The 16408-nt window shown below is 61.6% G+C and carries 11 protein-coding genes; 9 read left to right on the forward strand and 2 right to left on the reverse strand.

The window, feature by feature from the left end:
• Window positions 1-37 precede the first annotated feature (37 nt).
• From H8S62_RS17950 to H8S62_RS05280, 3 genes are all read left to right on the forward strand, one after another.
• The gene (locus H8S62_RS17950) at window positions 38-1297 is read left to right on the forward strand and encodes a sensor histidine kinase (protein ID WP_243255369.1); all 1260 of its coding nucleotides are present in this window, start codon (window positions 38-40) and stop codon (window positions 1295-1297) included.
• Window positions 1298-1312: 15 nt separating this feature from the next.
• Window positions 1313-2650, forward strand: a complete 1338-nt coding sequence (locus tag H8S62_RS17955) for a response regulator (protein ID WP_243255371.1) — start codon at window positions 1313-1315, stop codon at window positions 2648-2650.
• Window positions 2651-2728: 78 nt separating this feature from the next.
• Window positions 2729-4534, forward strand: a complete 1806-nt coding sequence (locus tag H8S62_RS05280; protein ID WP_155148032.1) for a putative bifunctional diguanylate cyclase/phosphodiesterase — start codon at window positions 2729-2731, stop codon at window positions 4532-4534.
• A gap of 53 nt (window positions 4535-4587) precedes the next feature.
• Here the strand turns inward: H8S62_RS05280 and H8S62_RS05285 are convergent, their stop codons facing one another.
• Both H8S62_RS05285 and H8S62_RS05290 read right to left on the reverse strand, forming a co-directional pair.
• The gene (locus H8S62_RS05285; RefSeq protein ID WP_173023550.1) at window positions 4588-7071 is read right to left on the reverse strand and encodes a helix-turn-helix transcriptional regulator; all 2484 of its coding nucleotides are present in this window, start codon (window positions 7069-7071) and stop codon (window positions 4588-4590) included.
• A 429-nt stretch (window positions 7072-7500) separates the two neighbouring features.
• Entirely contained in the window at window positions 7501-7872 is a 372-nt protein-coding gene (locus H8S62_RS05290; protein ID WP_155148034.1) for a nuclear transport factor 2 family protein, read from the reverse strand.
• Window positions 7873-8030: 158 nt separating this feature from the next.
• Between H8S62_RS05290 and H8S62_RS05295 the strand changes: the two genes are divergently transcribed.
• The 6 genes from H8S62_RS05295 to H8S62_RS05320 all read left to right on the forward strand — a co-directional run bounded on the left by H8S62_RS05295 (window position 8031) and on the right by H8S62_RS05320 (window position 16393).
• Window positions 8031-9293, forward strand: a complete 1263-nt coding sequence (locus H8S62_RS05295; RefSeq protein WP_155148036.1) for an MFS transporter — start codon at window positions 8031-8033, stop codon at window positions 9291-9293.
• Window positions 9294-9347: 54 nt separating this feature from the next.
• Window positions 9348-10172 (forward strand): helix-turn-helix domain-containing protein, encoded by an 825-nt coding sequence (locus H8S62_RS05300; RefSeq protein WP_173023551.1) that lies wholly within the window; start codon window positions 9348-9350, stop codon window positions 10170-10172.
• A gap of 265 nt (window positions 10173-10437) precedes the next feature.
• Window positions 10438-11775, forward strand: coding sequence for an aldehyde dehydrogenase family protein (locus tag H8S62_RS05305; protein WP_155148042.1), 1338 nt, complete (start codon window positions 10438-10440; stop codon window positions 11773-11775).
• Window positions 11776-11853: 78 nt separating this feature from the next.
• Entirely contained in the window at window positions 11854-13542 is a 1689-nt protein-coding gene (locus tag H8S62_RS05310; protein WP_173023552.1) for an amidohydrolase, read from the forward strand.
• 100 nt (window positions 13543-13642) lie between these two features.
• The gene (locus H8S62_RS05315) at window positions 13643-15325 is read left to right on the forward strand and encodes an amidohydrolase (protein ID WP_155148045.1); all 1683 of its coding nucleotides are present in this window, start codon (window positions 13643-13645) and stop codon (window positions 15323-15325) included.
• Window positions 15326-15484: 159 nt separating this feature from the next.
• Window positions 15485-16393, forward strand: coding sequence for a bifunctional enoyl-CoA hydratase/phosphate acetyltransferase (locus H8S62_RS05320; protein ID WP_186918717.1), 909 nt, complete (start codon window positions 15485-15487; stop codon window positions 16391-16393).
• Window positions 16394-16408: the final 15 nt, after the last annotated feature.

Genomic DNA, 16408 nt, shown 5'->3' on the forward strand with positions numbered 1-16408 from the left:
TCCGCCGAAGGACGGACACGTTGGAGTTGAGTTGTACATGCACAGCAAGCCGGCCGGCAGCGGCATGAGGGCGAAGGATAAAACCTGGATTTTAAGCACTGTCAGCACCGCAGGCCTCATCGTCCTGATGCTGATCTACCTGATAATGACCCTGTGGAGCTCCAACCAGCTCTCCGGACATATGGAGGTCATATCGGACCACCCCTTCGAGGTGGTGGCGGCGGCAGGCGATCTCAAGAGCTGCATATCGGAGATGCGGATTCGCTTTGAACGTCTGACCTCCCATAACAGCGCTGCTGATATCACCCTGGTCCGCAGCGCGCTGGACGACATCGACTCCAAAATGGCGCAGCCTCTGGATAAGCTGGAGACGCTCTACCTGGGCGACCCGGAGGACATGGCCCGGCTGTACGCCGCCCTGGCGGCGCTGGATACGGAACATTCGGCCTGCCTGGAGTTTGCCGGGGGGAGGGACACCACCCTGGACGAAATTGAACGCTGGCAGGACACCCGCCTGTACCCTCTGTACGATGAGGCAACGGGTATTCTGGACAAGATGATACAGAGCGCACAGGATAAAAAGGTCCAGTACGGCGAAATGGCGGAGGCTCTGCATCAAAACACCCTGATTGGCTCCCTTGTCCTGATGGGGCTGATGTTCGGCGCCCTCCTCCTCTCCCAGTACGCCCTTCGGCGGCAGAGGCGGGAGCTGGTTCTGCGCAGCCAGCTTTTCGACACGCTCTCCAACAGCATTGACGACGCATTCCTGATCCGCGACGCGGAGACAGAGCAGATCTACTATACCGGACTCAACATTGAGAGGGTCATCGGCCGCCCGGTGGCTGTCATGGAAGATCTCTACCGGGGCTTCCGCAGTGAGGACGCCGCCGAGATCCGCGCCGCCGTCCACGCCCAGGAGCTCCCTTTCATCAAGACCGTGGAATACACCCTCCCCGACCGGGAAAAGCGGTGGCTGTCGGTACGAATCTACCGCGCGGACAGTATGAAGAAACTTCAGGTCATCAGCGTTTTGTCCGACTGCACGGATGAGCTCAAGGCGCGGCAGGCCCTTCAGGATGCCATGATGAACGCGAGGCGGGCCAACTCCGCCAAGAGCGACTTTCTCTCCCGCATGAGCCACGAAATCCGTACTCCGCTTAACGCCATCATCGGTATGACCACCATCGCCGCAGCCTCCGTCCATTCCCCGGAGAAGGTGGAGGACTGTCTGACCAAAATCAACTACTCCTCCAAGCACCTGCTGATGCTCATCAACGATGTGCTGGATATGTCCTAAATCGAGAGCGACAAGATGTCACTGCAGAAGGAGCCCTTTGACCTGTCCCAGGTCGTCAACAGCTTCGTCTCCACCATCTATGCCCAGGCCAAGGCCAAGGGCGTCGCGTTCAGGGAGGTCATGTCCGGCTTTGAGGGCCGGACCCAGTACATCGGCGACGCGCTGCGCCTGAGTCAGATTCTTTTAAACCTGGGCTCCAACGCGGTCAAGTTCACCCCGCCCGGCGGTGCGGTCACCCTGACCGTAACCCGCATCGCCTCCAAGCACAGCACGGACACTCTGCGTTTCGTCATCCGGGACACCGGCATCGGCATGGCCCCCGAGGCGCTGGAGCGTATCTTCAGGCCCTTCGAGCAGGCCGATGCCTCCATCGCCGGGCGCTACGGCGGCACGGGGCTGGGGATGTCCATCACCCAGAACCTGGTGACCCTGATGAGCGGGCGCATCGATATTCAGAGCGAGAGCGGCGTGGGAACCGTCTGCACGGTGGACCTGCCGCTGCTCCGTGATGAGGAGGCGGGTCCCCTGGAGGACTTTTCCGACCTCGGTCTGCGTGCCCTGGTGGCAGACGATGAAAAAGACGTCTGTGTGGAGACCGCCTCCCTCCTGGAGAACATCAAAATCCAGTCCGAATGGGTCACCACGGGGAAAGAGGCCGTCGACCGGGTCGTCGGCGCCCAGCGGCAGGGCGGTGGGTTCGATTTCTGTCTGGTCGACTGGAAGATTCCCGACATGGACGGCATTGAGGTAACCCGGCGGATCCGTGCCAGCGTGGGATTCGATCTGCCCATCATCATGATCTCGGCCTATGACAGCTCGGAGTTTGAGGAGCGGGCCCGCGAGGCAGGCGCCAACGCATTTCTGCCCAAACCCCTCTACCGCTCCTCCGTCTACGCGGCCATCCGGGCCGCCCTGGGCTGCGAACAGCGCTTCCATATGGACGCCGGCTCCGGCCAGGCCGTTTTGAAGGGGAAGCGCCTGCTGCTGGCCGAGGACAACGAGCTCAACCGAGAAATTGTAGTGGAGCTGCTGACCATGAGCGGCGTGACGGTGGAGTGCGCCGTGGACGGCCAGGATGCGCTGAACGCTTTCCTGAACTCCGAACCCGGGCACTTCGACGCCATACTGATGGATGTGCAGATGCCGGTGATGAACGGGTACGAGGCCACCAGGCGCATCCGCACCAGCCAGAGGCCCGACGGGGCCGCGATTCCGATTATCGCCACCACGGCCAATGCCTTCAGCGACGATATCTCCGCCGCGCTGGCGGCCGGAATGAACGCCCACGTCAGCAAGCCCATCGATATCGGGCAGCTCTGCGCGGTCCTTGCCAGGGAGATTGCACAGCGCTGACCGGCCCTCCCGGATTTCTGGCCCCGGCACAGTATCACCCCTGTTCCCGCGCCAAGACTGGTAGAATCGAGGCCGCCTATGAGGAAGAAGAACGAGTTTTTTATCTACACCTGCATGTGGGTGATTGCACTCGCCATTCTGATGGTCCTGTTGATGCAAAATCTTGGCGACGCACGCATCGTGAACTACAGCGGGATTGTCCGCGGCGCCACCCAGAAGCTGGTCAAGGAGGAGATGAGCGGCCAGCAGGACGACGCGCTTCTGCTCAGGCTGGATCAGATCATCGACAACCTGCGCACCGGCCAGGGGGAGTTCAATCTGCGGCGCAACGGCGACAAGGACTATCAGTCCCAGTTGGCGCTCCTGGAGCAGACGTGGGATGAGATGAAGACGGAAATCCATCAGGTTCGGCGTGGGGAGACCTCCCCTCTGCGGCTCTATGAGCTGAGCCAGCGGCACTTCGCCCAGGCGGACGAGATGGTGCTCCTGGCGGAGCAGGGCGCGGAGCGCAAGCTTATCCGGTTCATCGTCTTCTACGGCGTGGTCCTCCTCATCTCGGTCTGCGTGTTCACCCTGCTCAATCGCAAAAACCGCAGAGCGCTGGAGAACAGCATCTATACCGACAACCTGACCGGCATCCTCAACCGGGCGGGATTTGAGGCCAATGCCGCCCCCCTCCTCCGCCAGCGCCCCGGCGGCTGGTACTGCCTTATTGAGCTGGACATCGACGACTTCAAATTTCTCAACAGCAGCTACGGATACGAGCTGGGCGACAAGCTGCTGTGCGCGCTGGCGGACGCCCTGCGGGAGCGCTACCACTCGAATCAGCTCTGCGCCCGCATCTCCGCGGACGACTTCCTCATCCTGGCCAGACAGGAGCCGGACCTTGTGGACGGCCTGCGCAGCCTCCTCGCGAAGACCCTGCTCCAGGGGCCGCTGCTCAACGTCTCCGAATTCGTCACCTTTACCGTTGGCGCATATGCCATCCCCGAAAACGCCGAGGTCATCCAGTCCGTGATGGACAAGGCCAATATGGCCCACAAGGACGCCAAGCTGCTGGGCAAGTCCACCACCGTCTGGTACAACGAAAAGCTGCTGGACAAGCTCAACCATGAGAACAAGCTGAAAAACCGGCTGCGCCGGGCGCTGGACGGCGGCGAGTTTAAAATGTACCTCCAGCCCAAATTCAGCCTCTCCGACCTGTCGTTCCACAGCGCCGAGGCGCTGGTGCGGTGGGATATCCCGGGCCACGGCATCGTGGCCCCGGACGACTTTATCCCCCTCTTCGAGCGCAACGGCTCCATTGCGGAGGTGGATTTCTGCATGCTGGACAAGGCCTGCGCCTTTATCCGGCGTCACATGGACCGGTACGGCGGAGAGTTCTCCATTGCGGTGAACCTCTCCCGTGTCACAATCTACCAGCAGCGGTTCTATCCGGCGGTACTGGAGATTGTGGACCGCTACCGCCTTCCCCACCGCTGCATTGAGCTGGAAATCACGGAGAGCGCCTTCAATGAGACCTCCGACGTGCTCGTAAAAAAGCTGCTCCAGCTCCAGGACGCCGGCTTTGTTGTCACCATGGACGACTTCGGCTCCGGATACTCCAGCCTGAACCTGCTGGACACCCTCCCCATTCAGGTGCTCAAGCTGGACAGGGGCTTCCTGCGGGAGTACGGCGTGTCCGATAGGGTGAAAAACGTCCTCGCCTGCGTGACGGAGCTGGCCCACGCGCTCAATATCCGGGTGGTCTGCGAGGGCATCGAGCAGAGGGAGCATGTGGCGTTCCTGCAGGAGATCGGCTGTGACTACGGCCAGGGCTTCTTTTTCTCAAAGCCCGTCCCCCAGGAGGAGTTTGTTCGGCGCTATGCAGCTGGAAAGGCCTGATATGACAAAAAGAGGGAGCCGGCGGACAATGGTCCGCCGGCTCCCTCTTTTTGTCATATCAGATTCATGGTTCTGGCCTTCTGTATGGCGGAGACCTTGTTGTTGACCTCCAGCTTCTGGTATACGTTTTTCACATGGTAGCGCACCGTCGGCACCGAGATATAGAGTCCGGAGGCGATCTCCTCGTGCTTCATGCCCTTGGCCAGCATCTGGAGGATCTCCCGCTCCCGGTCGGTGAGTGTGACTGCGGTGGGGAGCAGACCGGACACGCTCTGCTGATAGCGCTCGCAGCAGCTCACCACCCGGGCCAGGAAGTCCTGGGGCACCCTGCGGGAGCAGCGCATCTTGCGGAGCATCGGCAGGATGCCTATGGCGTTCTCGGCAAAGGGCATGACCACATCGTCTGCCGCCGCCAGGACCAGCGCGTGCTCCAGCTCCTCGCAGCCCGCCTCGATCCCGTAGAGCTTGGACCGGGCCACCGCGCAGCAGATATAGTTGTGGATAAAGCCCAGCTGATTGTTGTAGAGGGCGAACTTCTCCCGGAACTCCTGGCAGAGGACCTCCAGCCGGATAAACGCCCCGGAGAGGAGCACCGCCCGCATACAGACGATATAGGGGAAGGCCACCCCCTGGAAGAGGAAGCTGCCGGTGTCCATATCGTTCTCCTTCAGCCAGTTGGGAATGGCGTCCACCTTGCCGAAGCAGCTGCTGATATAGGCGGCGCACAGCTCCATGGTGGTGTTGAGAACGGCGCTGTTCTGGCTGCTCACCGTGCCGGCCAGCTCGCCGATGAGCCGCTCTCCCTCGGCAAACTTGCCCCGGTAGAGGCTCAGCCGGGCCAGGACAAAGGCGGCGCAGATCTCAATGGAGGTCTGGTTATAGCTGCGGGCCTGGTAGATGGCCCGCTGGGCGTTGAGCTCCACATTGTCAAAGTCCCCGGTCTCAAGGGCATACTCCGCCAGCGCCAGGGGCTCGCTGCCCGAGCCGCAGCCCTCCACCGCCTGGGCCAGGGTATGGAAGTGGTTGGCGATGAACCGCGCCGTATCCCGCAGGGTGCCCGGCTTCTTGTAGTAGCAGTAGAGAAGGTGGGGCGCGCCGTAGTTGAACTCCGTCTCGTTGCTGACGATGCAGGAGTACCGGCCGGCAAAATACTTCACGGCCTGCTCGGCATGGGCCACCACCTGCTGCACGTCGTTAAACGCGATAAAAATCCAGGTATTGTGGATCTCGCCCAGAATCAGGGTCCGGCGCTGCTCATCCATGTCTTTGACGGTCAGGAAATAGCGCTCCATATTCTGCAGATGCTCCTCCAGCACGCTGTGGGAGGAGGGCGGGCCGGATAGGGCCATGACCCGGATGTTGCGCAGCGTGGCCAGAGGGTAGCGGAACGCGGTCTCAGAGGGCAGGCCGTCGAACACCTTATGAATCTGCGGGAACTGGGCGAAGTGGATATCCTTGCCCACCGCCCGGTCCAGATCCCGGAGAATGGTCTCGATCTCCCCGGAGCGGCAGAGGTAGTCATAGGCCAGGACGCTCTTTCCCCGCTCCAGGAACCACAGCCCCATGCGGTGCCAGAGAGGGCGGGGGTCCACGCCCTTCTGCCGCGCCTTCCCCTGGAGAAACTCCTGAAGCAGGTCGGTCATCTTGTAGGCGGCCAGGGTGTTGTTGTACATGATAAACGCGTTGCCCTGCACCAGATTCAGCAGCTTGGCGCTGGCGGCGGTGTCCTCGAACACCCAGGACACCTGCTCCGGAGTAAAGGCGTCCAGCCAGGAGAGCTTCTCCAGAAAATTCTGGGTCTCGCCGTCATAGGCGCTGTAGAGGTTCAGCTCCAGAAGCTGGTCGATGTCCTCCCCCCTGCCGATGGGCAGACCCTGGCGCATCCCCCGCAGGACCAGGTAAATGCCCGAGATCCACCCACCCGTCCAGCGGCCCACGCTCTGAAGGGCCTCCTCGCTTGCGTCGTACTCCATGAGGGCAAAGTAATCCTTAATCTCTCCCGCCCGGAATTGCAGAACCTCCTGGCCCATCACCCAGCAGAGGCCCCGCTGCTCCAGATCGGCCACGGGCAGGACCTGGGTATTGCGCGTGAGAAGCACGATGTGAAGGTTCTTTACCTGCTCCCCGGCAATCAGGGTGATGAGATCGGCGGTCTGCTGGCAGTCGATGAGGTGGTAGTCGTCTATCACCAGCAGGGTGGGCTCGGTATACTCGGTCTCACAGACGAGCCCCACAATCTTGGCAAGCTGAGGGGCGTCCTTGGGAAAGCCCAAGTCCACGAACCGCTGGGCCAGCTGGGGGTTCTTCTTTTTGATCTGGGCGTTCATCCGCTCCCAGCAGTAGGCCAGGGACCCGCCGGACCCCAGAAGGGACAGCCAGATGGGGTCCAGGTGCTTGGCGTGCACATACTCCCGGAGCGCCGTGGTCTTTCCGAAACCCATAGGGGCCCTGACAACCGTCAGAGGATAGGCAAATATCTGGTCCAGCTGCCGGTTGACCCTGGAGCGGGACAGGATCTTCGCACCAAGAATGTGCAATACTACCACCCCTCACTTTTGAAGCTTTCCGACCTCCTGAGCACCGCCGCGGGCCCAGCTGTATTTTTCCGGCCGGAAACGCCCGAAAACGCCGTTTTTTGCCGCCGCGCGATCTTTTGTTAGCAGTATACCACATATGCACAAAAAACGCACGTAGAAAATGATAGGTGTTCGTCTCTTTTCCTCAGCGGATTATCACTCAGACTATCACTTGTGATAGTGCAAAATCGTCCTCAGATGGGTTAGTATGTAGACGCACCGGGGACAGACTGCCCGGATTACCGCTCTTTCACAGTGCTCAGACCACCTCCTCCGCCCGGTTCGGGTCTCCGGCAGGCGGACGGAGGCTTCCTGTGTTTTGTCAGGTCCGCCCGGCTTCGATACATAAAAAGGCCGGACCCCAAGGGGTCCGGCCCGATATGCAGATGCTCAGATGGTGGTGAAGTTCTTGGAGATAATGCTCCAGACGCCATTGTCGCAGATGAGATGGAAGTGGTCCTCCAGGACGCCGTCGCCCCGGAAGCCGGTCTCGTACACCACCGCGTCGGCGATGCGGCCGGTGACGGACAGCGCGCGGATTTCAGCCTTGTAGGGGTCGCCCTTGGACTCCATCGAGGGCGCGGAGCCCATATCCTCAAAAAACGGATCGGGGGTGCCGACAAGCAGCATATCGCCCAGATAGCCGGTCATCCGGGCATCCTTGTGGAAGCAGCTCTTCAGCGCGGGGATATCCGCCTTGTAGGTGGCGTCGATATAACGCTGCACTACCTCGCGGACGCGTTCGACTTCTGTATTCGTCATTGCAATCTCCTCCTGAATGTAGTTTCACGGTAAGCCCGTGTCTGTCTCCACCTTACAGCGCCCGTACCTCCTCTGTATTGTAAAAAGAGGAAGCCCCACCGCAAAACATCGCAAACGCAAAAAGAGAAGAGAGAAGAAACTCGAAGGAGGAACCCCCTATGGAACAGCGGCCCCGCAAGCTGCCGCTCATGACAGTTCTGGTTATTCTGACCATCGGCATCGGCTATGTGCAGCAGATGTCTCCCTCACCCATCCTCAGCGTACTGAGCGAGTATTACGGTCTGGCGGGCCAGGACGCCCTGCTGAACCTCTCCGTCTCCATCACCTTTCCCATGAGTATCGTGGCCTGTCTGGCCGGCGGTATCCTGGAGAGCCGCCTGGGGATCCGCAAGCTCTATCTGGGCACCCAGTTTTTCCTGACCATCGGCGTGCTCCTCAACTTCTGGTCCCCCACCTACCCCCTCTTTCTGGTGGCCCGCGGCATCTACTCCATCGGCTTCGGCCTGGCCATCCCCTTCATCGGCTCCGCCATCATGAACTGGTATACAGGCAGGGCGAGGGATACCATGAACACCCTTAACGGTATGTTTCCCTTCATCGGCACTGTCATCAGCTTTGCGCTGATGCTCCCCCTCAGCAGCCTCCTTGGCTCCTGGAAAATTGCCATGGGCGTCTGGGGCGTGGCGCTGCTCATTCTGATGGTCGTCTGGGTGACCTGCATCCGAGCCGCGGATATCCCCCAGAGCGCGGCGGTGGAGTTGCCTGAAAAGGGCATTTACCGCAATCTCTGGAAGCGGAAGAACATCAAACTTCTTTGTCTGGTCTTTGTAATGGACTTCTTCTGCTATTCCTTCATGGTTGTGGTGCTCCCCACCCTCATCGCTGAGGGCGGCGGCATGGACCCCGCGGTGGCAAACCTCTGTGCGGCGCTGGCCTTTCCCCTGGTTGGCCTGGTCGGCAGCGTAATGGGCGGCGTGATTATGTCCAAGACCGGCCGCCGCAAGCCCATACTCATCATAGGGCAGATTCTGAAGTTCGCGGGCGTGTGCACCCTGGTGTCCACCGTCAGCTTCAGCGTTCCCCTCGCAATGGCCGGAACCGCCATCTACGGCATCGGCAATGGCATGTGGATGCCCGTGCTCTTTACCATGTCCATGGAGCTGGAGGGAATGACCCCCAGCCGTTCCGGCGCGGCCTTCGCCCTCTTCAACGCCTGCGCGTTTCTCTCCGGCTTTGTCTCCCCCACCATCGGCGGCGCCCTGACCACCTTTCTCACCGGCATCGCCCCCGTGGCCGACGCAGTGGCCGCCCACGCCTTCGGCCTGAAGTGGAGTCTTTTCATCTTCGGCTTCGTAAACCTGGTATCGTTTGTAATCGGCTTCTTCCTGGACGAGACCCATCCCTCCCGCGCCGAGAGCTGATTTTGCCATTACAACGAGAGTAGCCGCACGTTTGGTTTGTAAGGAGGATGTATGATGAGTACCTGTCAGACGAACATCGACCGGGACATCGTGCCCCTGCAGCCCGAGCTCTCCAAGCAGCTCCACTACAGTGAGCGCCTGCTCAAGTGGAACCCCTATTCCAAGAAAAACCTGGCGCTGTGCTACCAGTTCCAGACCGGCAGGGACGGCACGCCCATCCGTCTGATCCCCGACGCATGCATCGACTTCCTCTTCAAGTGCGACCGGGAGAATCCCGTGGCGGTGGTCAGCGGCGTTCAGACCGCCCCCCGGGAGCTGGTGCTGGCCCCCGATTCGGTGTACTTTGGCTTCAAGCCCTACAGCCCCAAGGGGATGCGTCCTCTTGGCGCGGCCTGGCACGAGCTCACCGACGCACAGATCTCCCTGGAGGACGACCTGAAGGGCGCGGGCTGGATCGCCGAGCGCCTGGCCGCCCAGGAGACCTTCGACCAGCGCATCGCCGCCATCGCGGACTTCGCCCGCCTGGAGCTCACCGACGATACATACACACCCGACTTTGTGGAGCTCTCCGAGCTCCAGCTCTGCCAGGCCAGGGGCAATATCCGCATGGAGGTCATCAGCGACTACACCGGCTACACCGGCCGGTACTGCCGCGAGAAGTTCAAGGAGGCCCACGGCATCTCCATCAAGAACTACTCCTCCATCATGCGCTTCCAGAACGCGGTGCGGATGCTCTCCCGGCAGGACGACGAGGCCAGCCTGTCCGACATCGTCTTCGACAACGGCTATTTCGACCAGTCCCACCTGAATCGGGAATTCCGCCGCTTCTGCGGCGACACCCCCCTCCGCTTCCGCAGGGAGGTCCTCTGCCGCTCCTGACCGACCACAATCCCCCATCGAACCGGTTCGATGGGGGATTTGTTTTTTTACCCGGGCGGGCCCTCCGCTGAGCACGGCCGCCCGCGCGGCATCCGGCGGTAAACTTCTTTCCTGTCCCAACCTTTGAGCCGTTTTGGCCCCCTTTTATCATATTTACACAAACGCCTAACACCTTCCCCCCGCCGTCTGTTCCGTTTTATACAATATGGGAAACCGCGCAGGTGATAAATTATGCTTATCAAAATTATAGGAGGAGGATCCTATCATGGATAATCAGGAATTAGTTGCCCAGCTGGTCGCCAACGCCCGCCAGGCCCTGGCCGAATTTGAGCACTATACCCAGGAGCAGGTGGACGCCTGTGTCAACGCCGTTCTCGACGCCTTCGGCGCTCACGCCGAGGAGCTGGCCCGCGAGGCCGTCGAGGAGACCCGTCTGGGCGATCTTGCCGCCAAGATCGAAAAGAACGCCGGCTCCCCCGACGGCATCCACCACGCGCTGGACGGCAAGAAGTCCGTCGGCATCATTGGCTACGACGAGGAGAACAAGCTGGCCCTCGTCGCCAAGCCCAAGGGCATTATGTGCTCCGTCGCCCCCTGCACCAACCCCAACGTCACCGCCATCTTCAACGCGGCTTACGCCCTCAAGGGCCGCAACGTGCTCATCGTGGCGCCCCATCCCCGCGCAAAGAAGTCCACCCTGCACACCGTCCAGATCATGAACGACGCGCTGGCCGCTCTGGGCGCGCCCAAGAACCTGCTGCAGTGCATTGAGGAGCCCTCCATCGAGTGCACCCAGCTGCTGATGCAGGCCTCCGACGTCATCATCGCCACCGGCGGCGCCGCCATGGTCCGCTCCGCCTACTCCTCCGGACACCCCGCCTTCGGCGTGGGCCCCGGCAACGTACAGACCATCATCGACAAGGGCTTCAACTATAAGGAGGCCGCCGAGCAGATTGTCGCCGGCCGCAGCTACGACAACGGCCTCATCTGCGCGGGCAACCAGTCCGCCATCTATCCCGCCGCCGACGAGGCCGAGTTCCTGGCCGCCATGAAGGAAGCCGGCGCCTACTATGTGTCCGACGACGAGACCGTTCAGAAGTTCCGCACCGCCCTCTTCCCCGACGGCCGCCACATCAACTCCAAGCTGGTGGGCCAGTATCCCAAGGACATCGCCGATGCCGCCGGCGTGGAGATCCCCGAGTGGACCCGCATCATCCTGCTGAAGGTGGACAAGGCCAACGCCGGCGCCAAGGACGCCCTCTGCGCCGAGAAGATGTGCCCCGTCACCATTGCCATCGCGGTGGACTCCTTCGAGGAGGGCGTGGCCGTCGCCAAGGCCAATCTGCTCTATGAGGGCGCCGGCCACTCCGCCGTGGTCCATACCTATGACGACAAGAAGGCCGAATACGCCGGCGTGGAGCTGCCTGTCTCCCGTCTGCTGGTCAACCAGCCCGGCATTTTCGCCGCCAACCCCGCTCTGGCCAACGGCCTCAACCCCACCTCCACGCTGGGCTGCGGCTCCTGGGGCAACAACTCCATCTCCGAGAACCTCACCTACGAGCACCTCATCAACATCTCCCGCATCGCCTGGATAAAGCAATAATTTGTCGCTGCAGCTGAAGCAGTTTTTGCACGGAGGGGCGGCAGCCCCGCCCCTCCGAATTTTATGGAGGTGTCAATAATGGCAGTAGTAAAGGCAGATCTCGTCATCAAGAACGGTAAAATCGCCACGGTAGACAAGAACTTCAACTATGTTGAGGCCGTCGCCACCAAGGGCGGCTTCATCATCGACCGGGGCACCAACGCCGAGATGGAAGCTTACATTGGGCCCGACACCAAGGTCATCGACGCCGGCGGCAAGCTGGTCCTGCCCGGCGCCAACGACTCCCATATGCACGCCGTTCACACCGGCTACACCCTGTCCCCCACCTTCCTGGATTTCTCCGGCCCCTACTATGACAGCATGGACAAGATCCTCTCCAAGCTGAAGGAGGCCTGCGACAAGGCCGCCCCCGGCCAGTGGGTCTTCGGCTGCGGCTTCGTGGACGGCAACATCAAGGAGCTGGCCGCAGAGAACCGCATCATGAACCGCTGGGATCTGGACCCCGTCTCCCCCACCGTTCCCGTCGCCATGACCGATTTCTCCCTCCACTCCATGGTGTGTAACTCCAAGGCCCTGGAGGTCGCCGGAATCGACAAGAACTATCCTGAGATTCCCGCCAGCATCGGCATGATCGACCGCGATGAGAACGGCGAGCCTGTGGGCCGCTTCCACGAGTGGGGCGCGCAGAACCTCCTGTGCGAGAAGTGCCCCATCCTCTCCGACGGCGAGATCGAGGACGCCATCCGCCGCGTACAGCACGCTCTCAACGTGCAAGGCATCACCTCCCATACCGATATTCTGGGCGAGGGCGGCGAGCACGTCTTCCGCGGCACCTGGGGCACCCGTCCCATCCACATCTACGAGAAGATGGCCGAGCGCGGCGAGCTGACCGCCCGCGTCTCCATCAACTACTTCTCCGCCATCCTGGGCGAGGAGAGCTACGACTCCATCATCCGCGGCACCGAGCGCGTCCAGGGCAATGTCCCCGAGTTCAAGGATAAAAACTGGGTCAAGGGCGACGCCATCAAGTTCTTTGTCGACCTGGGCGGCCCCACCTGGCAGCGCAAGGGCGTCCGTCCCGAGGGTTCCTTCGTCACCGCCTGGGGTCTGGATGAGGACAAACTCATCACCGAGGTCCAACGCACCATCATTGAGCTGCACCGCATGGGCTGGCAGGTCTGTATCCACTCCTGCGGCGGCGGCTCCATGGACGCCTGCATCGAGGGCTTCGCCCAGGCCAACCAGCTCTATCCCGGCAAGGACCTGCGCCACTTCCTCATCCACTGCGACGATACCACCAAGGAGTGTGCCGCGAAGATGGTCAAGAACGGCGTCCTGGCCGCCATTCAGCCCACCGCCGCCAACATCGTCTTCGGCTGGAACACCCCCGTCCTCACCGACAAGGAAGAGATTTTCGACTATCAGGCCTATACCGACCTGGGTGCCTGCCTGACCGGCGGCTCCGACTCCACCTGCTTCTCCATGAACTGGCGCCAGGGCATGCAGTTCTGCATGACCCGCACCACCGCCGACGGATACTGTGCCCGGCCCGACCTCGCCATGAAGCGTGAGGACGCCATCCGCATGTACACGATCAACGGCGCGTATCAGGAGCACATGGAGCATATCCGCGGCTCCATCGAGGTCAACAAGGTCGCCGACTTCCAAATCCTCGACAAGGACGTTATGACCTGCCCCGTCACCGAGATCGGCTCCGCCAACGTTGTGATGACCATCTGCGGCGGCAAGGTCGTCTACGAGGCCTGACCGTCTGTTCTGTCAATGAAGACCAGCACACCGACGCCGAACTTCCTCCGCGAACCCCTGCGCGTTTTGCAGGCGATTCAGACTTCTGGAGGGTCATATTATGGTCAAGGCTGATCTGGTGATCAAAAACGGTAAAATTGCGACAGTCGACAGGAATTTCAGCTATGTGGAGGCGGTGGCCTGCCGGAACGGCTATATCATCGACCGGGGCGCCAATGCCGAGATAGAGGCCTATATCGGGCCGGACACCAAGGTGATCGACGCCCTGGGCAGACTGGTTCTGCCCGCCGCCAACGACTCCCATATCCACGCCACCCACGCCGGCTACACGCTTTCTCCCACGTTCCTGGACTTCTCCGGGCCCGAGTACACCACCATGGACGCAATCCTCTCCAAGGTGAAGGAGGCCTGTGACAAGGCCGCCCCCGGCCAATGGGTTTTCGGCTGCGGCTTTGTGGACAGCAGCATCAAGGAGCTGGCCGCAGAGAACCGCATCATGAACCGCTGGGACCTGGACAGCGTGTCGAAAGACGTCCCTGTGGCCCTGACGGAGTTCTCCCTCCACTCCATGGTTTGCAACTCCAAGGCGCTGGAGATTGCCGGCATCGACAGGAATTACCCGGAGATTCCCGCCAGCGTGGGCTATATCGACCGCGACGAGAGCGGCGAGCCCCTCGGCCGCTTCCACGAGTGGGGCGCGCAGAATCTGCTGTGCGAAAAGTGCCCCATCCTCTCCGACGGAGAGATTGAGGACTCCATCCGCCGGATTCAGCGCGCGCTGAACGCGGAGGGCATCACCAGCCACGAGGACATCCTGGGTGAGGGCGGCGAGCACGTCTTCCGCGGCACCTGGGGCACCCGTCCCATTCACATCTACGAGAAGATGGCCGAGCGCGGCGAGTTGACCGCCCGCGTCTCCATCAACTACTTTTCCGCCATCGGCGGCGCGGAGAGCTATGACTCCATTATCCGCGGCACCGAGCGCATCAAGGACAGCATCCCTGAGTTCAAGGACAGAAACTGGGTCAAGGGCGACACCATCAAATTCTTCGTCGACCTGGGCGGCCCCACCTGGCAGCGTAAGGAGACCCGCCTGAACGAGCCCCGCATCGCGTGGGCCGGCAGCGAGGACGAGGTCCGCAGCGAGATCGCCCGGACCATCTGCGAGCTCCAGCGCATGGGCTGGCAGATCGGCATCCACACCTGCGGCGGCGGCGCCATGGACGCCTGCACCGACGGCATCGCCCTGGCAAACCAGCTCTATCCCGGCAAGGACCTGCGCCACTTCCTCATCCACTGCGACGACACCACCCTGGAGGGCGCCGCCAAGATGGCCAAGAATGGAATCGGCCAGGCGCTCCAACCCGTTGCAGCCGACATCATCTTCGCGTGGAACACCCCCGTCCTCACCGCGAAGGAGGAGGTTTTCAGCTTCCAGGCCTACACCGATATGGGCGTAAACCTCACCGGCGGCTCCGACGCGCCCTGCCCCTACCCCATGAACTGGCGTAAGGGCGTGCAGTTCTGCGTCACCCGGACCACCTCCGCCGGCTACTGCGCCCGCCCCGATCTCGTCATGAACCGGGAGGACGCTGTGCGTATGTACACCATCAACGGCGCGTATCAGGAGCATATGGAACACGTCCGCGGCTCCATTGAGATCAACAAGGTCGCCGACTTCCAGATTCTCGACAAGGACATTATGACCTGCCCCGCAGACGAGATCGGCTCCGCCAAGGTTGTCATGACCATCTGCGGCGGCAGGGTCGTCTACGAGGCCTAGCATGGCAAAGTTCTCTGCTCCGCACACTTCTCTGCTTCCCCTCCGGCGGGCGGCCGGATCATCCCACCGGCCGCCCGCCATCTCTCCTTCGCTCCGCCCTTCCCGTTTCCCATGGGGGGTAGAACGAATATGTCAATCGTAAGCTAGGAGACCAATGAAATGATTTTTAAGAGTTTTGAAGAGCTGACCGCTCACGCCAAGGCCCACGTTAAATCCCGCCGGGTCGTCGTGGCCGCCGCCCAGGATGAGCACACCCTGGAGGCCGTCATGAAGGTCCGCGCCGAGGGCATCGTGGAACCCGTTCTGGTGGGCGACAAGACCAAGATTGAAGCGCTTCTCGCCAAAATGGGCGTGAGCGTCCCCGCTGAGGACCTCTACGACGCCCCCGAGTTCAAGGACTCCGCCGCGCTGGCGGTGCAGCTCGTCCGGGAGGGCAGGGCCCACTTTATCATGAAGGGCAAGCTGGACACCTCCGATATCCTCCGGGCCGTGGTCAACAAGGAGACCGGGCTCGGCCAGGGCCGCACCATGAGCCACATCGCCATCAATGAGATCCCCGCCTATCACAAGCTGCTCATCACCACCGACGGCGGTATGCTCCTGGCCCCCACGCTGGAGCAGAAGAAGGACATTATCACAAACGCCGTGGAAGCCCTCCGGGCCCTGGGCTACGAGGACCCCAAGGTGGGCGTCCTGGCCGCCGCCGAGAAGGTGAATCCCAAGAGCGTGGACTCTACCGACGCCGCCGCCCTCAAGGAGATGTGGCAAAACGGGGAGCTTTCCGGCTGCACCGTGGAGGGCCCCATCTCCTTCGACCTCGCCATGGTCAAGGAGCGCGCCGTGACCAAGGGCTATGAGAGTCCCTGTGCCGGCGACTGCGACGTACTGGTGGTCCCCAACATCACCGCCGGCAATATTCTGGGCAAGTCCCTGGTTGAGATGGCGGGCGCGAAAATGGCCGGTCTCGTCATGGGCGCCAAGTGCCCCATCGTCGTCACCAGCCGGGGCTCCTCCTCCGAGGAGAAGTACAACGCCCTCTGTCTGGCTGCCGCCATGACAAACGACTGAGAAAGGAGCCGAACG

This window comes from Lawsonibacter faecis, from assembly GCF_014287675.1.
Taxonomy (GTDB): domain Bacteria; phylum Bacillota; class Clostridia; order Oscillospirales; family Oscillospiraceae; genus Pseudoflavonifractor; species Pseudoflavonifractor faecis.